General features: G+C 41.4%; 20 protein-coding genes. All 20 read left to right on the top strand.

The window, feature by feature from the left end:
- The first annotated feature begins 44 nt into the window (after positions 1-44).
- The 20 genes from SOR_RS02780 to SOR_RS02860 all read left to right on the top strand — a co-directional run bounded on the left by SOR_RS02780 (position 45) and on the right by SOR_RS02860 (position 22,669).
- Entirely contained in the window at positions 45-569 is a 525-nt protein-coding gene (locus SOR_RS02780; protein ID WP_013670181.1) for a hypothetical protein, read from the top strand.
- Positions 570-748: 179 nt separating this feature from the next.
- Entirely contained in the window at positions 749-1,036 is a 288-nt protein-coding gene (locus tag SOR_RS10290) for a TipC family immunity protein (RefSeq protein ID WP_000746268.1), read from the top strand.
- A 15-nt stretch (positions 1,037-1,051) separates the two neighbouring features.
- Complete coding sequence (locus tag SOR_RS10295; protein ID WP_225893231.1) at positions 1,052-1,198, top strand: hypothetical protein; 147 nt, start codon at positions 1,052-1,054, stop codon at positions 1,196-1,198.
- Between the two features lie 48 nt (positions 1,199-1,246).
- The gene (locus SOR_RS10300; RefSeq protein WP_232501618.1) at positions 1,247-1,375 is read left to right on the top strand and encodes a TipC family immunity protein; all 129 of its coding nucleotides are present in this window, start codon (positions 1,247-1,249) and stop codon (positions 1,373-1,375) included.
- A gap of 371 nt (positions 1,376-1,746) precedes the next feature.
- The gene (locus tag SOR_RS02790; protein ID WP_000919639.1) at positions 1,747-2,379 is read left to right on the top strand and encodes a hypothetical protein; all 633 of its coding nucleotides are present in this window, start codon (positions 1,747-1,749) and stop codon (positions 2,377-2,379) included.
- 55 nt (positions 2,380-2,434) lie between these two features.
- Positions 2,435-2,572 carry a hypothetical protein gene (locus SOR_RS10245; RefSeq protein ID WP_013670182.1) on the top strand — a complete coding sequence of 46 codons (138 nt, stop codon included), beginning with the start codon at positions 2,435-2,437 and terminating at the stop codon, positions 2,570-2,572.
- A 104-nt stretch (positions 2,573-2,676) separates the two neighbouring features.
- The gene (locus SOR_RS02795; RefSeq protein WP_000814677.1) at positions 2,677-3,720 is read left to right on the top strand and encodes a D-alanine--D-alanine ligase; all 1,044 of its coding nucleotides are present in this window, start codon (positions 2,677-2,679) and stop codon (positions 3,718-3,720) included.
- 84 nt (positions 3,721-3,804) lie between these two features.
- On the top strand, positions 3,805-5,178 hold the full coding sequence (locus tag SOR_RS02800) for a UDP-N-acetylmuramoyl-tripeptide--D-alanyl-D-alanine ligase (protein ID WP_000778763.1): 1,374 nt from the start codon (positions 3,805-3,807) through the stop codon (positions 5,176-5,178).
- Positions 5,165-5,776: an NUDIX hydrolase N-terminal domain-containing protein gene (locus SOR_RS02805; RefSeq protein WP_000994196.1), complete on the top strand. Its 612-nt coding sequence runs from the start codon at positions 5,165-5,167 to the stop codon at positions 5,774-5,776. The genes SOR_RS02800 and SOR_RS02805 overlap by 14 nt, the downstream gene beginning before the upstream one ends.
- A gap of 198 nt (positions 5,777-5,974) precedes the next feature.
- The gene (locus SOR_RS02810) at positions 5,975-6,679 is read left to right on the top strand and encodes a YwaF family protein (RefSeq protein ID WP_001055269.1); all 705 of its coding nucleotides are present in this window, start codon (positions 5,975-5,977) and stop codon (positions 6,677-6,679) included.
- Positions 6,680-6,915: 236 nt separating this feature from the next.
- Entirely contained in the window at positions 6,916-8,286 is a 1,371-nt protein-coding gene (gene ftsA, locus SOR_RS02815) for a cell division protein FtsA (RefSeq protein ID WP_000196346.1), read from the top strand.
- A 16-nt stretch (positions 8,287-8,302) separates the two neighbouring features.
- Positions 8,303-9,559, top strand: coding sequence for a cell division protein FtsZ (gene ftsZ / locus SOR_RS02820; RefSeq protein WP_000144261.1), 1,257 nt, complete (start codon positions 8,303-8,305; stop codon positions 9,557-9,559).
- Positions 9,560-9,562: 3 nt separating this feature from the next.
- Positions 9,563-10,234 (top strand): YggS family pyridoxal phosphate-dependent enzyme, encoded by a 672-nt coding sequence (locus SOR_RS02825; protein WP_001049616.1) that lies wholly within the window; start codon positions 9,563-9,565, stop codon positions 10,232-10,234.
- A gap of 9 nt (positions 10,235-10,243) precedes the next feature.
- Positions 10,244-10,774 carry a cell division protein SepF gene (locus SOR_RS02830; RefSeq protein ID WP_000053366.1) on the top strand — a complete coding sequence of 177 codons (531 nt, stop codon included), beginning with the start codon at positions 10,244-10,246 and terminating at the stop codon, positions 10,772-10,774.
- A complete protein-coding gene (locus SOR_RS02835) occupies positions 10,774-11,034 on the top strand; it encodes a YggT family protein (protein ID WP_000576503.1) in 261 nt (86 codons plus the stop codon). The genes SOR_RS02830 and SOR_RS02835 overlap by 1 nt, the downstream gene beginning before the upstream one ends.
- On the top strand, positions 11,031-11,822 hold the full coding sequence (locus SOR_RS02840; RefSeq protein ID WP_000126361.1) for a YlmH family RNA-binding protein: 792 nt from the start codon (positions 11,031-11,033) through the stop codon (positions 11,820-11,822). The genes SOR_RS02835 and SOR_RS02840 overlap by 4 nt, the downstream gene beginning before the upstream one ends.
- Positions 11,823-11,830: 8 nt before the next feature.
- Positions 11,831-12,085, top strand: a complete 255-nt coding sequence (locus tag SOR_RS02845) for a DivIVA domain-containing protein (protein ID WP_000028988.1) — start codon at positions 11,831-11,833, stop codon at positions 12,083-12,085.
- A 16-nt stretch (positions 12,086-12,101) separates the two neighbouring features.
- The gene (locus tag SOR_RS02850) at positions 12,102-12,896 is read left to right on the top strand and encodes a DivIVA domain-containing protein (protein WP_001123182.1); all 795 of its coding nucleotides are present in this window, start codon (positions 12,102-12,104) and stop codon (positions 12,894-12,896) included.
- Positions 12,897-13,148: 252 nt separating this feature from the next.
- A complete protein-coding gene (gene ileS / locus SOR_RS02855; RefSeq protein ID WP_000768141.1) occupies positions 13,149-15,941 on the top strand; it encodes an isoleucine--tRNA ligase in 2,793 nt (930 codons plus the stop codon).
- 302 nt (positions 15,942-16,243) lie between these two features.
- On the top strand, positions 16,244-22,669 hold the full coding sequence (locus tag SOR_RS02860) for a ZmpA/ZmpB/ZmpC family metallo-endopeptidase (RefSeq protein WP_232501613.1): 6,426 nt from the start codon (positions 16,244-16,246) through the stop codon (positions 22,667-22,669).
- Positions 22,670-22,817 lie beyond the last annotated feature (148 nt).

The following is a 22,817-nucleotide window of genomic DNA, read 5'->3' on the forward strand; positions in this document are numbered from 1 at the left end:
ATGAACAAGACTTCTATGATAACTTAGACAGAGGGGGTGAAAAAATGTCAGGACTTAAAAAAATACTGATCGTGATTGGTTCTGTAATTGTCTTAGCTACTGGCTTGAATCTTTATTTTCAGTATCAAAACCATCAAGAACATATGCAATTAAAAACCTCCTTTGAAGAGAGGGACAATATAGCCGTCTTACAACGTTTGATGGCATCAGGGAAATATGCGCCTGACATCCGTAAAGCGGGCTATGTCATTCCTCCCGATGGAGCTATTCGCTTGGATGGAGGAATTGCTTCCATCGAGATAAAAGGAGACATCGATTTGAAAATATCGTATCGTGGACGGGGGGTTACTGCTTATTTTGAAATAGAGATAGATGGTAAAATAACTAGTGTACTATATGAATTGGATAAGAACTTGGATATAGTTTCTAGCGCCTATTTTCAAACAAACGAAAAAAATAAAAATGAGAGAGTGAACATCTCTCAAGCCGAAGAAGAGCGACTATTAAACATTGTTCAAAAAGAGCTTGAGGCTTTCATGAAAAAGATGTATCAGACTTTGTATGGATAGTTTACCAGAGAAAGTAACTTCTTGCTCAACACAATGCTTTATGAACAACGGGGTGTGTTGAGGGATTTTACTAGAAAAAGATACCGTAGATGAGCTACAAAAAAATTACCCAGGTACTGATAATTTCATTCGAAATATTGAAGCTGGTAATCAAGAGTTGACAGAGATGAGGTGATTAGATGAAGAAGAGAAAATTTGTAATTTTTTCGTTGCTAATAGTTCTATTATTATCTTTCTCTGGTTTTCAGTACTATAAATATCAGAGAGTTCATAATATTTTTGATGAAATATACTACGAAGAAAGTGATTATCACAATTATACATTTCTCTGGAAAGGACGAGCTTTTTATAAGTTAAAAAGTTTAAAATTTGTGGACAACGATTCTCAAGAAATTTCTATTCATTCTATTGATTATAAAAGTGTAGATTTACCAAATACTATTCAATCTCTAGGTTATTATTTTTAATTTGGATTTCAGGAGATGACGAAAGTTGGGATAGAGATGCGTTTGAGACTGCCAGATACAGAGACAACCATAAATGTAGATTACCTGTACGATGTAAACAATCGGCAATTAGAACGGTTTATGTGGTACTATGATGATGAGAGTACAGGATATTTTCAGTAGTCTCAAGTAGAGGACTTTCTTGCCAAACGCGGTAAGACTGTTGATGAGATTCGCAAGGAAGCAGACAATGTACTCCGTAATAAAGTCCTTAAAGACTGGACCACTATCTACTCTAGTCGTTTTAGCCCAGATAATTGGGGAGAAGTGACAGTTAAGGATATATGGAGAACAGAATAACAAACGAAACGGCGAGGCAATAGTGTTATACAGGTGGGGTGCTATGACAGAGTTCTTAAGAATATTTTATTTTATTCGATAGCTTTGGTCTGCTTTCTTTTGGTGTGACGAAAGAAACTCCCTATACTATCACCATCACCAATGTAGACAACAAGCCAGCTTACTTTGAAGCTCAAGTGGTGGATCGGTAGATTTAGGAACCGTAAACTAGGCCTCAGTTGTTGTAATTGTTTGGTAAAGGAGACTTATTTGCTTTGAAAGTAACAATCAGCTTGTTTCTTTCGAATATGCAAGAGAGGCTCTAGTGGCGAATACTAGTCAAAATGTCAAAAAAGATTTAGATAAACCTAATCCCGCAGTTGGAGAGTAAAATGTTAAAAAGAATAAGAAACTATTATAAAAACAAACCAACTCAAGCTGTCCTAATGCTCATAGTTCTTATTTGGTCAGTATATGAGATTGGTGCGACCAGCTTGGCAAGTAACTCGGCATTAACTAAGGAATTCATGCATAGTCGGTATGTTATAGTTTGGCCAATGGTAGATAAGAAAATGAAATTATACCATTATGCGGAAGAATGGACTAATGACGTTTTAGTTGGAATGATGCATTTAGACTATGGAAATATAAGAATAACTAGTTTTCCTAAAAAATGGGAGAGTGAAGCTGAAGTTTACTATACGCTGTCTCAGGATGAGTATGCTGATAGAGTATATTTTTTCTTAGACGAGCCAATTTCCAAAGCCTATATCAGCAGATTAGAACAAAATTATTATTTGATTTCAAAGAATGCAGTTGCTATTAAAGAGGAAACAGGTAAAACGGTTGAACAGTTAGTTCAAGAAGTGGGGAATGCAAGGAAAACCTTCTTATCAGCTCTTGGAAAGATGAAAATCCTTCGTTTGGTCTATTTGATTCTTCGTATGATAGTATTGTTGCAGTGTATCAGGTGGTCGGGTCAGCGTAGAAAAAGGAAAGAGAACGAAATTTTGCAGAATAGATAGAGCTCCAAAAAGGTATGATGATAAAGAGCTTCCAAACAATCAAACAGATATTCATTTGGTAAAGAATGGAATTGTTGTCAGTTACAAAGGGGAAAAAGTTTTTAATGTGACTAATAACGAGTCCTACACGATCACTATCACCAATGTAGACGACAAACCAGCTTACTTTGAAGCTCAAGTGGTGGATAGGTAACATTTCAGCTCTTAAATGAGGGCTTTTTTAGATACAAGTTTCAAAAAAGAAGCAAATATGATATACTAAAGAACGAGTATTCTATTAGAATTAGGACAAGCAATATGAAACAAACGATTATTCTTTTATACGGTGGACGGAGTGCAGAGCGTGAAGTCTCTGTCCTTTCAGCTGAAAGTGTGATGCGTGCGGTCAACTACGACCGTTTCACAGTCAAGACTTTCTTCATTAGCCAGTCAGGTGACTTTATCAAAACGCAAGAATTTAGCCAGACCCCAGGTCAAGAGGATCGTCTCATGACCAATGCAACTATTGACTGGAACAAGAAAATAGCGCCAAGTTCCATCTATGAAGAAGGTGCAGTGGTCTTTCCAGTTCTTCATGGCCCAATGGGAGAGGATGGCTCTGTTCAAGGATTCTTAGAAGTTTTGAAAATGCCTTACGTTGGTTGTAACATCTTGTCATCCAGCCTTGCCATGGATAAAATCACGACCAAGCGTGTCTTGGAGTCTGCAGGGATTGCCCAAGTACCTTATGTGGCTATCGTCGAAGGAGACGATGTGACTGCTAAAATCGCTGAAGTTGAAGAAAAATTGACTTACCCAGTCTTCACGAAGCCGTCAAACATGGGTTCAAGTGTCGGTATTTCTAAGTCTGAAAACCATGAGGAACTACGCCAAGCTTTGGAGCTTGCCTTTCAATATGACAGCCGTGTCTTAGTAGAGCAAGGGGTGAATGCTCGTGAAATCGAGGTTGGTCTCTTGGGCAACTACGATGTGAAGAGCACGCTTCCTGGTGAAGTGGTCAAGGATGTTGCCTTTTATGACTATGATGCCAAATATATCGATAACAAGATTACCATGGACATCCCAGCCAAGATTAGTGATGATGTAGTAGCTGTCATGCGTCATAATGCAGAAACTGCCTTCCGTGCGATCGGTGGCCTCGGTCTGTCTCGTTGTGATTTCTTCTATACAGATAAGGGCGAGATTTTCCTAAACGAGCTTAACACCATGCCAGGTTTTACCCAGTGGTCTATGTATCCACTACTTTGGGACAATATGGGAATCAGCTACCCAGAACTAATCGAGCGTTTGGTTGACCTTGCTAAGCAAAGTTTTGACAAGCGCGAAGCGCATTTGCTATAAAAATGAAAGAGAGGGTAGAAGCCAGAACTATCACTGCATGGTGACTAGAGTTCTTGGACTTCAACCCTTTTTAAAGGAGTAGAAATGAAATTAACAATCCATGAAGTTGTCCAAGCTGTTGGAGCTAAAAATGATGTCAGTATCTTTGAGGATGCCCAGTTAGAAAAGGCTGAGTTTGACAGTCGTTTGATTGGGACGGGAGATTTGTTTGTGCCACTTAAAGGTGCGCGTGACGGTCATGACTTTATCGAAACAGCTTTTGAAAATGGTGCAGTAGTAACCTTGTCCGAGAAAGAGGTTGCAAATCATCCCTACATTCTAGTAGACGACGTGCTGTCTGCCTTTCAAACCCTCGCAGCCTACTATCTTGAAAAAACAGCTGTTGATGTCTTTGCGGTTACGGGTTCAAATGGCAAGACAACCACTAAGGATATGTTGGCGCATCTACTGTCAACAACCTACAAGACCTACAAAACTCAGGGCAATTACAATAACGAGATTGGCCTTCCTTACACAGTTCTCCACATGCCTGAAGGAACAGAAAAGTTGGTCTTGGAGATGGGGCAGGATCACTTGGGAGATATCCATCTCTTGTCAGAATTGGCCCATCCAAAAACAGCCATTGTGACCTTGGTTGGAGAGGCTCATTTAGCCTTTTTCAAAGACCGTTCAGAGATTGCTAAAGGAAAAATGCAAATTGCTGATGGTATGGCACCAGGTTCTTTGCTTTTGGCACCAGCTGACCCGATTGTAGAGGACTACTTGCCTACAGATAAAAAAGTAATCCGTTTTGGGCAAGGAGCTGAGTTAGAAGTCACAGACTTGATTGAGCGCAAGGATAGTCTGACCTTTAAGGCTAATTTTTTGGAACAAGCCCTCGATTTGCCAGTGACAGGTAAGTACAATGCCACCAATGCTATGATTGCTGCTTATGTGGCTCTACAAGAAGGAGTTTCAGAGGAGCAAATTCGTCAGGCCTTTCAGAACCTAGAATTGACCCGCAATCGTACTGAGTGGAAGAAAGCAGCCAATGGAGCAGATATTCTGTCTGACGTATACAATGCCAATCCAACTGCTATGAAGTTGATTTTGGAGACGTTTTCTGCTATCTCAGCCAACGAAGGAGGCAAGAAAATCGCTGTCTTGGCAGACATGAAGGAACTCGGCGACCAGTCTGTCCAACTCCATAATCAGATGATTTTGAGCCTATCGCCAGATGTGCTGGATACCGTTATTTTCTATGGAGAAGACATTGCCGAATTAAGCCAACTTGCTAGTCAAATGTTCCCAATCGGTCACGTTTTCTACTTCAAGAAAACAGCTGACGAGGACCAATTTGAAGACCTTGTCAAGCAAGTCAAGGAAAGCCTCGGTGCCAATGACCAAATTTTGCTTAAAGGCTCTAACTCCATGAATCTAGCCAAGTTGGTAGAAAGTTTAGAAAATGAATGCAAGTGATTTTGCCAAGTATCTGCAAAGAATGTTAGCCATTACGGATACTGGATTAACCTTTACAAAAGATCCTTTCGACCGTGAGCGCTACGAGGACTTGCGAATCCTGTTATCTGAAATGTTGAATCAGGTATCAGACCTCGATGCAGAAGAAGTGGCAGAAGTCTTGAAACCAACGTCCGCTTATACAACTCCTCTGATGGACGTCCGTGCTTGGATTGTTGAGGATGAAAAAGTCTGTTTAGTTAGAGGAAAAGGAGAGGATAGTTGGGCTTTGCCAGGTGGTTTTGGTGAAGTCGGCTACTCTCCAACCGAAAATATTCTTAAAGAAATTGAAGAAGAAACCGGTTTTACAGCAAAAGCTGAAAGGTTACTTGCAGTTTTTGATACCAATCGTTTCCAACTACAGAGCAAACAATATGCAAAGTTTGTCTTTGAATGTAAGCTTCTTGATGGACAATTTCAAGAGAATCAAGAAATTGCTGAGCTTCAATTTTTTGCCATTGACCAATTGCCAGTCTTATCTGAAAAACGCATCACCAAGGAGCAAATGGAGATTATTTGGCAAGTTTATAAAGGACAAAGAGACCAATATATCGATTAGTTTATGCTAGAGAAGTCGACAAATCAAAAAAGGGTATCTACAAGGTGCATTTCTGCAATACAAATGATATAATAGGTTGCGAATTTAAGACTCAAGTATTCTATGCATGGCATAGAATCAAGTTTTTTCAAAAAATTTAAAAGCTGGGGGGAGTGAATTTTTTTTACTGCCTCTAGCTAGATGAACGAGGAATAGAATATGAATTTGTGGGATAAATTATTTACCACACAGATATCAGAACCGCCCCAGTTTGAACTTCACTGGTACATTGGTTTGTTATGTTTATTGGCTCTTACTTTTTATGCTTCTTATCGTTTTCGCGACAAAGTTGCTTACCAGCGTTTTATTCAGATTCTTCAGTCTGTTCAACTGATTGTTCTGTATAGCTGGTATTGGGGGAATCTCATGCCTCTGTCAGAAAGTTTGCCCTTCTATCATTGCCGTATCGCCATGTTTGTGATGCTCTTAATTCCAGGGACATCCAAGTACAAACAGTACTTTGCCCTTTTAGGAACTTTTGGAGCAACAGCAGCACTGGCTTACCCACTCTTTGATCCCTACCCATTTCCACACGTGACCATTTTGTCCTTCATTATCGGACATGTTGCCCTTTTAGGAAATGCGCTCCTATACTTGTTTAGAAACTATCAACCTTCTCTTCTCGATTTGAAGAATGTGGTGGTGATTACCTTCGCCTTAAATGGCTTGATATGGGTTGTCAACTTAGTTGTAGGTGGAGATTATGGATTTTTAAACAAACCACCACTTGTTGGAAGCTTCGGCCAGCCCTTAAATTATCTCATTGTTTCGACTGTTATCGTGATAGCAATTCGCTTAACAGGGAAATTAGTAGAAAATTTTTTACAACAAAAATCGGAAGAATTTATTCAAGAGAAGATCTAAAATGATCTTCTCTTTTTTTGGTTTTTAAGAAACAAAAAGGAAATTGTGAACGTTAACTTCAAGAAATCTCTTAGAAGAAGAATTTTTCTAGAATTTTCTCAAAAAACATGCAGGAATTTTATCAAAAACTAAGCACGATTGGATTTTTTGTGTTATAATATTCTTTGAATAGCTATGCCCAAACATAGTTATTAAATAGAAGTGAGAAACTTGGAAGACAGAGAGGATGCGATGTAATGACTAGAGATGGTTTTTTTACAGGCTTAGATATCGGAACTAGTTCGATTAAAGTGCTAGTAGCTGAGCATAGAGATGGCGAAGTAAATGTAATTGGTGTTAGTAATGCCAAAAGTAAAGGTGTCAAAGACGGAATTATTGTTGATATTGAAGCAGCTGCTTCAGCAATTAAATCTGCAATCACACAGGCAGAAGAGAAAGCGGGTATTTCTATTAAGTCTGTTAACGTTGGCCTTCCAGCAAACCTCTTGCAGGTTGAACCAACACAAGGAATGATTCCTGTAACTTCAGATACCAAAGAAATCACAGATCAAGATGTTGAAAATGTTGTCAAATCAGCTTTGACAAAGAGCATGACTCCTGACCGTGAAGTGATTACCTTTATTCCAGAAGAATTCATCGTGGATGGATTCCAAGGCATCCGTGACCCTCGTGGTATGATGGGTGTCCGCTTGGAAATGCGTGGTCTGCTTTACACAGGTCCTCGTACGATTCTACACAATCTTCGCAAGACGGTTGAGCGTGTAGGTATTCATGTTGATAACGTGATTATTTCACCTTTGGCAATTGTGAACTCCGTTCTCAATGAAGGCGAACGCGAATTTGGTGCAACTGTTATTGATATGGGTGGAGGTCAGACTACTGTGGCGACTATCCGCAACCAAGAATTGCAGTTCACTAACATCTACCAAGAAGGTGGAGATTACGTTACTAAAGACATTTCTAAAGTCTTGAAAACTTCTCAAAAAATTGCAGAAAGTTTGAAACTGAACTATGGTGAAGCTTACGTTCCACTTGCAAGTAACGAAACTTTCCAAGTTGAAGTAATTGGTGAAGTAGAACCTGTTGAAGTAACAGAAAGCTATTTGGCAGAAATTATCTCAGCACGCATCAAACATATCTTTGACCAAATCAAACAAGAGTTGGAAAGAAGACACTTGTTAGATTTACCTGGAGGTATCGTCCTTATCGGTGGAAATGCAATTTTGCCAGGAATTGTTGAATTAGCCCAAGAAGTATTTGGTGTTCGCGTAAAACTTTATGTACCAAATCAAGTTGGAATTCGCAACCCTGCATTTGCGCACGTGATTAGCTTGTCTGAGTTTGCTGGTAAATTGACAGAAGTCAATCTTCTTGCACAAAAAGCAGTTAAAGGAGATGAATTCCTTCGTCAAAAACCAATTAACTTTGGCATTCCAAATCAACGTTTGAATCCAGTAGCGCAACCAAGTCCAGCACAAACAGCTCCAGCTGAAACTGTGCAGGAAGCTCCAGTTGCTCCCAAGGAAGAATTCCAAGCAAGTTCTCAAAGTAAACCGAAGCTAACAGAACGTTTCCGTGGTTTGATCGGAAGCATGTTTGATGAATAAAAGAGGATAAGAAATTATGACATTTTCATTTGATACAGCAGCAGCTCAAGGCGCAGTTATTAAGGTAATTGGTGTCGGTGGTGGTGGTGGTAACGCCATCAACCGCATGGTTGACGAAGGTGTTGCTGGTGTAGAATTTATCGCAGCCAACACTGATGTACAAGCCCTTAGCAGTACGAAAGCAGAAACAGTTATCCAACTTGGTCCAAAATTGACTCGTGGTTTGGGTGCTGGAGGGCGTCCGGAAGTTGGACGTAAAGCTGCAGAAGAAAGTGAAGAAGCTTTGACGGAAGCTATCACTGGAGCAGACATGGTCTTTATCACTGCTGGTATGGGTGGTGGATCTGGTACAGGTGCAGCCCCTGTCATTGCACGTATCGCTAAAGATCTTGGTGCTCTTACAGTTGGTGTCGTGACACGTCCTTTCGGATTTGAAGGAAGCAAACGTGGCCAGTACGCTGTAGAAGGAATCAACGAACTTCGCGAGCATGTTGATACTTTGTTGATTATCTCTAACAACAACTTGCTTGAAATTGTTGATAAGAAAACGCCACTTCTTGAAGCTCTTAGCGAAGCAGATAACGTTCTTCGCCAAGGTGTTCAAGGGATTACTGACTTGATCACGAACCCAGGATTGATTAACCTTGACTTTGCTGACGTGAAAACTGTAATGGCCAACAAAGGGAATGCCCTTATGGGTATCGGTATCGGTAGTGGTGAAGAACGCGTTGTTGAAGCGGCTCGTAAAGCAATTTACTCTCCACTTCTTGAAACAACAATCGATGGTGCAGAGGATGTCATCGTCAATGTTACTGGTGGTCTTGATTTGACCTTGATTGAAGCAGAAGAAGCTTCAGAAATCGTCAACCAAGCAGCTGGCCAAGGTGTAAACATCTGGCTTGGAACATCAATTGATGAAAGCATGAAGGATGAAATCCGTGTTACAGTTGTAGCGACAGGTGTTCGTCAAGAACGAGTGGAAAAAGTAGTTGGAGCTCGTAACAACCAACCAGTTGGACGTCCATCAACTAAAGCGCCACAAGCACACACATTTGACCGTCAATTCGACTTGGAAGAGACAGCAGAATTGCCTAAATCAAGCCCACGTCGTTTTGAAACAAACCAAGCCTCTGCTTTTGGAGACTGGGATTTGCGTCGTGAGTCTATTGTTCGCCAAACAGATCCAGTTGTTTCACCAGTAGAACGCTTCGAAACACCAGTTTCACAAGATGAAGATGAATTGGATACACCTCCATTCTTCAAAAATCGTTAATCAATGAATTTGAAAAAAAATACTGAATTAGTTTTTCAGCAAATAGCTGATGCTAGTCAAGAAGCCAACCGTGCTCTAGATGCTGTTTCAGTAATCGCAGTGACAAAGTATGTAGATGTACAAACAGCGGAAGCCTTGCTTCCGCTTGGTGTCCGTCATATAGGTGAAAATCGAGTCGATAAATTTTTAGAAAAATATCAGGCCTTGAAAGATTACCCAGTTACTTGGCATTTAATAGGAACACTACAGAGACGGAAAGTGAAAGAAGTAATCCCATATGTGGATTACTTTCATGCTTTAGACTCCTTAAAGTTAGCCCAGGAAATTCAAAAGAGAACAGATCATGTTATCAAGTGTTTCTTGCAGGTCAATATTTCTGGGGAAGAAAGCAAGCATGGGTTTTCAAAAGAAGAATTGCTAGAACTTTTGCCAGAATTGGCTAAGTTAGATCAGATTGAGTATGTTGGTTTAATGACCATGGCTCCTTTTGAGGCAGACAGTGATGAATTGAAAGAAATTTTCAAGGATACGCAGGCTCTGCAAGCAGAAATTAGAGAAAAACAAATCCCTAATATGCCGATGACAGAGCTAAGCATGGGAATGAGTCGTGATTTTAAAGAAGCGATTCAGTTCGGCTCAACCTTTGTTCGAATCGGTACAGCATTTTTTAAATAGGAGAGAGCTATGTCTTTAAAAGATAGATTCGATAAATTTATAGATTATTTTACAGAAGACGGAGAAGAAACGACTAACTACCAGACTCAACAAGAGGAAACAGTTAGCCCAGCCATCTCATCTTCTAAAGAATTACCAGCACCTGCTCAGTCAGGATCAGCAAAAGATGCAAATATTACCCGTCTTCATGCGCGACAGCAAGAATTGGCAATGCAAAGCCATCGTTCAGATGAGAAAGTGACAATTGACGTTCGCTATCCAAGAAAATATGAAGATGCAACTGAAATTGTAGATTTGTTGGCTGGAAATGAAAGTATTTTGATTGATTTCCAATACATGACAGAAGTACAAGCCCGTCGTTGCCTTGATTACTTGGACGGAGCCCGTCATGTCTTGGCTGGAAATATGAAAAAAGTTGCGAGTACGATGTATCTATTGACTCCTGTCAACGTTATCGTGAATATTGAAGATATCAAACTTCCAGATGAATCACAAAGCGCTGAGTTTGGTTTTGATATTAAACGAAATAGAGCAAGATAATGATTTTCTTAATTCGTTTAATCCAAAATGCGGTTAGCATTTATTCCATCATTCTCGTTGCATTTGCTCTTCTTTCATGGTTTCCAAATGCCTATGAAAGCCAACTAGGTCGCTTAGTTATCAGACTTGCTCGCCCAGTTATTGAGCCACTTCGTAAACTCAATCTACAATTTGCTGGTCTTGACTTTACGGTTTGGGTAGCGCTGATTCTGATTCAGTTTGTTGGAAATCTCTTAACACGACTGGTCTTATTACTATGACAGCAAATCGAGCCATTTATCAGCATTTTTCCCAAGATGATATTCCCTTTATTGATAAGGGTTTAGAGTGGTTCAAGCGGGTAGAAGATACATATGCGCCGGTACTTACTCCTTTTATCAATCCCCATCAGGAACAGATTTTGAGGGTGCTAGCTGGGACATATGGACTGGGTTGCCAAAGTAGTGGTGATGTTCTTCCGACAGAGTCGGTTCGTGTTCTTCTCTATCCCGATTACTTTGAACCGGAGATATCAGACTTTGAAATGGCCTTGTTGGAAATTTGCTATCCGAGTAAGTTTGAACAACTGAGTCATGGAAAAATATTGGGAACAATTATCAACCAACTAGGAATTGACCGTAAATTATTTGGTGATATCTTGGTAGATGAAAAGAGAGCACAGATTTTTGTCAATCGTGCTTTCATTCCTCTTTTTCAGGATGGAATAAGAAAGATTGGCAGACTTCCTGTATCGCTGGAGGAACGTCCTTTTACCGATAGGATTTTGTCTAAAATTGATTATAGAGAACGAGAAATTTTAGTTTCGAGTTTTCGATTGGATGCCCTCTTATCAAGTGTCTTGAAATTATCTAGAAATCAAACTAGTCAACTGATAGAGAAAAAATCTGTTCAGGTAAATTATCATCTGGTTGAAAAATCTGATTACCAGGTTGCAGTTGGAGATTTGATCAGTGTGAGAAAGATTGGTCGTCTAAAAATTGTCAAAGACAATGGACAGACCAAAAAGGATAAGAAAAAACTAACAGTCCGGCTACTTTTAAGCAAGTGAGAAAAAATATGTCGATTACACCACAAGAAATAAGTGATAAAGCTTTCTCAAGAACATTCAGAGGCTACAATCAGGAAGAAGTTGACCTCTTTCTAGATAAGATTTACTTTGAATTAGAGGAGATGATTCGATACAAAGATGAAACTGAACTCTATATCAAAAAACTAGAAGAACGTCTTTCCTATTATACGAATGATATTCCTAAGAGAACAGTAACAAGCGAGCAAGAACCAGAAGCAATTAATGATTCTATTTTTTATTAAGTAAGTGAGGAAAAGTATGCCAATTACATCGTTAGAAATTAAAGATAAAACCTTTGGTACAAGATTTAGAGGTTTTGACCCAGAAGAAGTAGATGAATTTCTGGATATCGTTGTTCGTGACTATGAAGACTTGGTTCGTAGCAATCACGACAAAGAAACGCACATCAAGAACTTGGAAGAGCGTTTGTCTTACTTTGATGAAATGAAGGATTCCTTGAGTCAGTCAGTTTTGATAGCCCAAGATACTGCTGAGCGTGTCAAACAAGCTGCTCAAGAACGTTCAAACAATATCATTCAACAAGCTGAACAAGACGCTCAGCGTTTGCTCGAAGAAGCGAAATACAAGGCAAACGAAATTCTTCGTCAGGCAACAGATAATGCGAAGAAAGTTGCCGTTGAGACAGAAGAGTTGAAGAACAAGAGTCGTGTATTCCATCAACGCCTCAAATCTACGATTGAAAGTCAATTGGCTATTGTCGAGTCATCTGATTGGGAAGATATTCTTCGCCCAACAGCTACTTACCTTCAAACAAGTGATGAAGCCTTTAAAGAGGTGGTTGGTGAAGTTCTTGGTGAATCAGTATCTTTACAACCAGAGGAAGAACCAATTGATATGACTCGTCAATTCACACCAGAAGAGGTTGCTGAATTGCAAGCTCGTATCGAGGCTGGCAACAAAGAATTGGCTGAATTTGAAGCCCAACAAAATCAACAGACAGAAGAAATTGTCCAGCATGAAGAGTCAGTTGAAGTAGAAGCTACTGCAGCAACTGAGGAAGATGCAAACAAAGAATCTGTTCTTATCCTATAAGAAAATGTGAGAATAAGATCTAACCAACTATATTTTCAGCGAGCGGGAGATGGTGCGAGTCCTGCAATCCCTAGTGGTTAGATTATCCTCTCAACAAATCCAGTCCGAAACCAGTAAGACTAGACGTCCCCCACGTTACGGGAAAAGAGGAAAAGAGACCCTGTCTTTTTTCGAACAAAGGTGGTACCACGATTTTCGTCCTTTTTGCGAATCGTGGTTTTTATTTTGTCAGTTTAAATTAAAGGAGTAACAATGAAACTTAAAGAAACCCTCAATCTAGGGAAAACAGACTTTCCTATGCGTGCTGGTCTTCCAACCAAAGAACCAGTTTGGCAAAAAGAATGGGAAGAAGCAAAACTTTACCAACGTCGTCAAGAATTGAACCAAGGAAAACCACATTTCACTTTGCATGATGGACCTCCGTATGCAAACGGAAATATCCATGTTGGACATGCCATGAACAAGATTTCCAAAGATATTATTGTTCGTTCTAAGTCTATGTCAGGATTTTACGCTCCTTATATCCCAGGTTGGGATACACATGGTCTGCCAATCGAACAAGTTTTGGCAAAACAAGGTGTTAAACGTAAAGAAATGGACTTGGTTGAGTACTTGAAACTTTGCCGCGAGTATGCTCTTTCTCAAGTTGATAAACAACGGGATGACTTTAAACGTTTGGGTGTTTCTGGTGACTGGGAAAATCCTTATGTGACTTTGACTCCAGACTATGAAGCAGCTCAAATCCGTGTCTTCGGTGAAATGGCTAAAAAGGGCTATATCTATCGTGGTGCCAAGCCAGTTTACTGGTCATGGTCTTCTGAGTCAGCTCTTGCAGAAGCGGAAATTGAATACCATGACTTGCTTTCAACTTCCCTTTACTATGCTAACCGTGTCAAAGACGGAAAAGGTGTGCTTGATACAGATACTTACATCGTTGTTTGGACAACAACTCCATTTACCATCACTGCTTCTCGTGGGTTGACTGTTGGTACGGATATTGATTACGTAGTCGTACAACCTGCTGGAGAATCTCGTAAGTTTGTGGTTGCTTCAGAATTGTTGAACAGTTTGTCTGAGAAATTTGGCTGGGCTGATGTTCAGGTCTTGGCGACCTATCGTGGGCAAGAACTCAACCAAATCGTGACAGCTCACCCATGGGATACAGCAGTAGATGAGTTGGTAATCCTTGGTGACCACGTTACAACAGACTCTGGTACAGGTATTGTCCATACAGCTCCAGGTTTTGGTGAGGATGACTACAATGTCGGTGTTGCCAACGGTCTTGAAGTTGCTGTAACAGTTAACGAACGTGGTATTATGATGGCAAATGCAGGTGCTGAGTTCGAAGGTCAATTCTATGACAAGGTTGTACCAACTGTTATCGAGAAACTTGGTAATCTTCTCCTTGCCCAAGAAGAAATCTCTCACTCATATCCATTTGACTGGCGTACCAAGAAACCAATCATCTGGCGTGCTGTTCCACAATGGTTTGCCTCAGTTTCAAAATTCCGCCAAGAAATCTTGGACGAAATTGAAAAAGTCAAGTTCCACTCAGAATGGGGTAAAGTCCGTCTTTACAACATGATTCGTGACCGTGGTGACTGGGTCATCTCTCGTCAACGTGCTTGGGGAGTTCCTCTTCCAATCTTCTACGCAGAAGATGGCACACCAATCATGACAGCTGAAACGATCGAGCACGTGGCTCAACTCTTTGAGGAACACGGTTCTATCATCTGGTGGGAACGTGATGCCAAAGACCTCTTGCCAGAAGGATTTACGCATCAAGGTTCACCAAATGGCGAGTTCAAGAAAGAAACAGATATCATGGACGTATGGTTTGACTCAGGTTCATCATGGAATGGAGTGGTGGTCAACCGTCCAGAACTTAAATACCCAGCAGATCTATACCTTGAAGGTTCTGACCAGTACCGTGGTTGGTTCAACTCATCACTTATCACATCTGTTGCTAACCATGGCGTTGCTCCTTACAAACAAATCTTGTCACAAGGATTTGCGCTTGATGGTAAAGGTGAGAAGATGTCTAAATCTCTTGGAAATACCATTGCTCCAAGTGATGTTGAAAAACAATTTGGTGCGGAAATCTTGCGTCTCTGGGTAACAAGTGTGGACTCAAGCAACGACGTGCGTATCTCTATGGATATCTTGAGCCAAGTCTCTGAAACTTACCGTAAGATCCGGAACACTCTTCGCTTCTTGATTGCCAATACATCTGACTTTAACCCAGCTCAAGACGCAGTAGCTTACGATGAGCTTCGTTCTGTTGACAAGTACATGACCATTCGCTTTAACCAGCTTGTGAAAACGATTCGTGATGCTTATGCCAACTTTGAATTCTTGACAATCTACAAGGCCTTGGTGAACTTTATCAATGTTGATTTGTCAGCCTTCTACCTTGATTTTGCCAAAGACGTTGTCTACATCGAAGGTGCCAAATCACTCGAACGCCGTCAAATGCAGACTGTCTTCTATGACATTCTTGTCAAAATCACCAAACTCTTGACACCAATCCTTCCTCACACAGCAGAGGAAATCTGGTCATATCTTGAGTTTGAAGCTGAAGACTTCGTTCAATTGTCTGAATTACCAGAGGCTCAAACTTTTGCCAACCAGGAAGAGATCTTGGATACATGGGCAGCTTTCATGGACTTCCGTGGACAAGCTCAAAAAGCCTTGGAAGAAGCGCGTAATGCAAAAGTAATCGGTAAATCACTCGAAGCCCACTTGACAGTTTATCCAAATGAAGTGGTGAAAACTCTTCTTGGAGCAGTGGATAGCAATGTAGCTCAACTTTTGATCGTGTCAGAATTGACCATCGCAGAAGGACCAGCTCCAGAGAGTGCAGTAAGCTTTGAAGATGTTGCCTTTACAGTTGAACGCGCTACAGGTGAAGTATGTGACCGCTGCCGTCGTATCGATCCAACTACTGCAGAACGTAGCTACCATGCAGTTATCTGTGACCACTGTGCAAGCATCGTAGAAGAAAACTTTGCGGACGCTGTCGCAGAAGGATTTGAAGCCAAATAATCAGATTAGAAATATGTCTTCTCATAGTTTAAAATGAGATGAAAAGGAAAAAGAGAGGAAGTCATTTCTCTCTTTTTTGTTGGATTCTAGTCTTCTTATATCTAAAACAAAGATGTATAAAAATACGATTTTTGGCTATATTTTCGGAAAGTTTTTATAAGAATCATGAAAATCTTTAGTGCTTGATAAGAGTGCTTTTAGAAGAATTAGTTTCCTTAAAAATTGTGACAAATAAATTGAATAATCTAGTAAATTTCGGTAGAATAGAGGGGATTCAAATCATGATGAAGGAAAGATTAGGAATGAAAAGAAATTATTTAGGAGAAAAGCACCAGCGTTTTTCATTGAGAAAAGTTTCGGTTGGTTTAGTTTCTGCTTTGGTAGGGGTTTTCTACCTTTTTAGTGGAGGAGGTTCTCTTTCAAATGTAGCAGCCAGTGAACCGACGCCATCCGTCACAAAACAGATCCACTATAAGTACGTGACAGAAAGTGAGCTCTCAGACCAAGAGAAGCAATTGGTAGTCAAAGAATTGCCACAGTTTGCTGAGGAAACAGATGATACTTACTATTTGATTTATCGTCCGACGAGACAGCTGCCTGCAACTGGTCACAGCCAACTTATTAGCTCAATTGCAGCAGGGGCAGGCATTGTGCTACTGGTCGTAGCGATTAAACTGGGTAGAGATGATCGCAAGAAACTTGCTTCATTCATGCTTTTGACCAGTCTAGGAAGTCAGCTGATTGCGCCAACTTCCTTGGCTTTGACAAATCAAATGCTGGCAGACTATAATCAGGAATTGACTGTACAGGTCGGGGAAACATTGCAATCCCCACTTACGATTGAAGGCTACCAATATGTAGGCTATTTGAAATCTCAAAAAGAAGTGAAGCCTTCAGTTGATGGCAAAAAAGAGTTGAATCATTCGGCTCCTATTGATACTCCAGTTCAAACTTCAAACGGAAGCCAAGCGCAGGAAGAGTACCGTGCTCAGAAACCAAGTGATGCTCCTGTATTTGAACAACCAGAGTTAAAGGTTGAAAGTAAAGATACGAGTCGTACAGAGATTATTCCTTTCCAAGTGGTGGAAGTAGAGGCAGCTGATTTGCCGCAAGGTCAAACTGAGGTGATTCAGGCAGGGAAAAATGGTAGTCGTACCATCGTGACCCGCAGCTACATTTTAAATGGTCAGGTGATCCATACAGAGGAGGTTTCCAATCAGGTAACGACTGAGCCGACTTCTGAGATTAGAAAAGTCGGAAGCAAGGTCCTTTCTCCTACAAAACCAAGCCCAGAGGAGTCCGTTAGTGAAAAACCAACAGACGCTCCTGTAAATGAAGTTCCAAGCTTAAACGTTGAGGAAAAGGATGTTACTACGACGGTAGCAGAACCCTACACTCGAGAACGAGTTGAGAGTGATAGCTTGCCAGTTGGCCAAATCAAGATAACTCAAGCTGGTCAAGATGGCGTGCGTACAATCGTCACCCGTCAGTACATGGTAGATGGAAAAGTAGAGAGAAGCCAGGAACTCTCTAACGAAGTGACGACTCCAGCGGTCTCAGAAATCGTAACAGTTGGTACAGGCCCTGTTAGCGAGAAACCAACAGATGCTCCTGTAAATGAAGTTCCAAGTCTAGAGGTTGAAGAAAAGGATGTTACTACGACGGTAGCAGAACCCTACACTCGAGAACGAGTAGAGAGTGATAGTTTACCAGTTGGCCAGACCAAGATAACCCAAGCTGGTCAAGATGGTGTGCGTACTATCGTCACCCGTCAGTACATGGTAGATGGAAAAGTAGAGAGAAGCCAGGAAATCTCTAACGAAGTGACGACTCCGGCGGTCTCAGAGATCGTAACGTTTGGAACTGCTCCTGTTAGCGAGAAACCAACAGACGCTCCTGTAAATGAAGTTCCAAGCTTAAACGTTGAAGAAAAGGACGTTACCACAACAGTGGCCGAACCCTATCCAACTAAGGAAGTGGAAAGTGCAGACCTGCCATTGGGGCAAAGAGAAGTTAGCCAAGCTGGTCAAGATGGTGTGCGTACGATTGTCATTCGTCAGTATTTAGTAGATGGAAAAGTCGAAAATACAGAGGAAATCTCTAACACTATCACAAAAGAAGCAGTTCCTCAGATTATCAAAGTCGGTACAAAACCAATTTCTACAAATGCGGATCACGCACCTGTGGAACCAGAAAAAGGAACCCTCGACCTCGAACCCTTGCACCAATTAGTGGAAGAGGCCGACAGCATCCAGAAAACGCATCAGTATTTCAATGATACCACTGCAGATCAAGAGTCTTATAAACAGGCAGTTGCAAATGCCCAAGCTCTCTTTGAGACATCTCATGCCAGTCAAGAACAGGTTGATTCTTTGAAAAAAGCCCTTGAAACTGCTAAGAAAAACCTAGACGGCCAACCTGTTGATAAGAAAACTCTTGGTGTTGAATTTGACATGAAGGATGTGACTCAGTCTACAGTTGCTTACCAGTATGCTGATGAACAAGCCAAACTCCGCTATCGCCGTGCTCTAGATCAGGCCAAGCTCGTTTTGGACAATCCTTTCGCCAATCAAGCCTTGGTCGATCAAGTTCGAACGGATCTCGAGGCCGCTCGTCAAGCTCTGGATGGTGTCAAGAGAAAACCAACCCTCTCTCTAGTCCGTGTCGAGAAGGAAGAAGATAAGCGCCAAGTTTCTCTTAGCTATCACTTGACGGATGCTACAGCTAGCTATCAATCAGCCAAAGCGCAACTATACAAGGGCGAAACGTTGATCAAGGAAGTCGACCTTGTGGATCTCGCTCAAAAATTGACACTTGATGACTTGGATTACTATACTCCTTATACTCTCAAAACTGTCATGAAGTATGACCTAGGTCAGGGGGAACAAACTAGTATAGAGGATCAACGTCCAGTTCAGCTAGATTATAAGAAGGTTGAAATCAAAGATATCGACCGCATCGAACTGTACGGTAAAGATGGCAGTCACTACCGACGTTACCTATCCTTGTCAGAAGTGCCGTCTGATTTGAACAACTACTATGTCCGAATTCAGTCAGACAAGTTCAAGGATATGCTCTTACCCGTTTCTAAGGTTACAGATAAGGGCAATGCCTACTCCGTAACTGTATCAGCCAATCAGCTTGTTGAGGGAGAAGGGGACCATTATCGTCCAGATTACTCCTTTGATTTTCCGAAAACGCCTCTTAGCCAAGAAGGAATCTATACGTCCTTCAAAGCGCTCATAGAGGCCATGAAGTCAAACCCGACTGGAAACTTCAAACTAGGAGCGGATGTTTCAGCGGATGAGATTCAGTTAGAACATTCTGCGACAAGCTATGTACCAGAAGAATTTTCAGGTAGTCTAACTAGCCGAGTGGATGGCAAAGATTATACCATCTACAACTTGGCAAAACCACTCTTTGCAACCTTGAAAAATGCCACCATCCAGCAACTGACCTTGAAATCGGCTGCAGTTACAGGCAAGGACTCTATAGGGACCTTGGCTAGCAACGCTCAGAATGCAACGATTACGGATGTTTCTGTAAGTGGTAGTCTATCTGGTAACAAGCATATCGGTGGACTCGTAGGAGTTTCCCAAAACACCAAACTAACCAATGTTGCCTTTAAAGGGTCTATCACCAGCACCCAAGATGGGGGGCAGGAGTACAATATTGGTGGCCTGGTCGGTAATTTCCACGGCAACCAATCATTGGCGCAGAAGAGTCAGGCGGATGTATCTATCCAAGTAACAGGTCGAAATGGAGACCAGCGTGTTGGTGGCTTGATTGGTCGCTTGCAAAATGGAGCTAGATTAGAAACTTCTTATGTGACTGGTTCTATCCAAAATGGAGGTCATTCTGGCCAAGTCGGTGGAGCGATCGGATCTACTTGGAACAATGGACAGGTCCGAAATGTCTTGACTAGTGTCAAGGTTCAAAATGGTCATGCGATGACAGGAGATCCGTATCCTGAGGCCTCTGTTCGGGACTCTTATGTTCTTGAAGGAACTACAGCAAATCGAAAAGATGAGCGTTTTGTCCGTTCTATTTCAGAAGCCGATGCGCAAGCCAAACGTCAGTCCTTTGGAATCACTTCAAACTTGACGGACCAAGAGTCATTGCAGCAAGCTTACCAGCATCAAACAGACTATAGTCGAGTGAGGGGAGCCCAGGAGTCCAGAAAGCAAGCCTACGAAAATGTAGAAAAACTATTACCATTCTACAACAAAGACTTCATCGTTCATACAGCCAACCAATTAGCTGAAGATGATAAACTCAACAAAGTAGCCCTGCTAGATGTGGTTCCGATGAAAGATGAGACACTGATAACGGACGTCAACAGCCATAAGGGTGAAATCAATAGACTGATGCTGCATTATGCAGATAAGACGATCGCTTATCTTGATCTGACCTACAAGGGTGATTTTGCCAATGGCCAGATTGCAGAATATAGCATCGCTGATAAGAATTTGCTCTATACGCCAGAAGTCTTCCTATCTGACTATCAGTCCATTAAAGCGAGTGTCTTGGAAGAACTCAAAGCTGTGACCTATGACTCAGCTGCAGTTCGAAAGGTCCTTGGAATTGGTGAAACAGCTTCCTTAGATGATCTTTATCTAGAAAAAGCCTTTGAACAAACCAAAGCCGAACTAGGTCAGGAACTCCTTAAGGTGCTTTCAGTTGATAAGTCGATCAACACCCTTGGCCCTGCTGTAGCGGATGCGATTAGCCAAAAGATTCTGCAGAACAAAGAGGCCTTCATGCTTGGTCTGACCTATCTCAACCGATGGTACAATGTCAACTATGGCACGTTCAATACCAAAGATCTTAATGCCTATAAGTTTGATTTCTTTGGCAATCAAGCAGCTTCGACACTGGATACTATCATCGCTCTCGGGAACTCTGGAATGGGCAATCTTCGAGCGCAAAACAACTTCAATGCTTACCGACAATCTCTAGCCAAGGAAAAAGGGAAAGGAGACCTCTTTGCTTACTTAGAGAGTCTGCGTGAACTCTTCTTGCCACACAAAACCAATAGTGAGTGGTTTAAGGAAAATACCAAGGCTTATATCGTAGAGGCTCGTTCAAGCCTGCCAGAAATTCAGGCTAAGCAGGACAATGCAGATCGTAAGAGTAAGTATACAATCAAGGTCTACGACAGACTGACTCAGGGAGATTGGGGCTTCAAGCAAATGGTCCTCCAACTTCTGACCTTACCTGAAAGAGATGTCTTTATCATCAGCAATATGTCGACCATTGCCTTTGGTAGCTTTGGAAGCTACAGGAAAGAAGGTGGCAGAGTTCTCTCAGGCGAGGAACTCCATCGACACGTTGAAAAACTTGTGGATCAATCAGCTGAATGGCAACGAAACCACTATGATATGTGGTATAACATTCTAAGTCCAAACAGGAAAGACACTCTATTCAGACGGGTGATCGTTACAGACGGTTTCTTTGTTTACAATGATAAAGGCCATCAATATTGGGCTCCGCGTAATGATAAGACATCTGTTGCTATGTACAATTTCTTTGGTCCTGCTGGCAAGTATCACGGAGACAATGGACTAGGGGCCTTTGCTAATGGTTATGAAGTCTTCTACGTCTATGACCAGATGCTGGGAGCTTCTGGAACCATGGTGTATACCCATGAAATGACCCACAACTCGGATGGTTCTATCTATTTTGAAGGACATGGTCGTCGTGAGGGTGAAGGACCGGAGAGCTTTGCTACAGGAATGTTAGAGTCTGTAACCAATGTTAGCGAAAAAGGTCTCGTTCTCAATAGTTTCTATCAAGGAGATAAAGATTCGACCTCTCGTTACCATACCTATGATCCTGTTGCTCGATTCTCCTCAGCAGATGCACTTCGCGATTACATGCATGGAGTTTTTGACGTACTGAACCTTCTGGATTATGTAGAAGGGGATATTGTTACTGGAGTTCTAACTGATCAGCAGAAAATGAAATGGTACCGTAAGGCTGAAAATTATAAATTTGAGAATACGTCTTATGGTAAACAAGCTCACGCTGATGATCGAATCGTTCCAATAACAGCTGAAGAAGCATCCAAACTAAAATCTGTCGATGCTCTGGTTGATCATAATATCATTGGACGTCGGGACGGTTGGGATACCGCTAGCTTTGGACGAAATGGCTACTACATCGTCAATATGTTTGCTTCCTTCTATGCAGCTCTGGACAATCCAACTGGTGCACCTGGTGGACTTATGTTCCGTCGTAGAGCCTATGAATTGCTCGGAGACAAGGGTTACCAACAAGGATTTGTCCCATATGTATCTGGCCAATACTCCGGCCAAGCGCTTAAAGAAGGTCATAAGACCTACTCAATCTGGAACAGAGGAGATGTCGGTGTAATTGGAGATGATCTAATCCTTAAAAACCTCTACGGTAGTCAGTATGAATCATGGAAGGATTTGAAGAAAGCTATGCTAAATGAGCGATACAACAAGGCTCAAAACTTCCTTCGCCCTATCACCATCGAGTTTGAAGCAGGAAAACTAGATAGCAAACGACAAATTACGATTTCTTCTTATGAGGAATTGCAAGATTATATGTACTTAGCAGTACTAGCGGATGCCTCAGCTAAGAACATTGATCGTGCCTTATCAGACAGCTCTAAGAGCAGTGTCGCCCAACTCAAGTATCGTATTTTCAACGCTTATCTACGTGCCACAGACGACTTCAGACAGTCCATCTTTGAAAGATAAGCTTTTTGCAAAGATAGACACGAAAAAAGAAGATCCAAGTGATCTTCTTTTTTTAGGTGAATGGCTTGCTTAGTACAAAAACGAATGAATTTACAAACAATCTGATACATGACCTATTTTTTACTCTAAATTTCTGGAGAGAAATTGG

The sequence above is a fragment of the Streptococcus oralis Uo5 genome (assembly GCF_000253155.1).
GTDB classification, from domain to species: domain Bacteria; phylum Bacillota; class Bacilli; order Lactobacillales; family Streptococcaceae; genus Streptococcus; species Streptococcus oralis_L.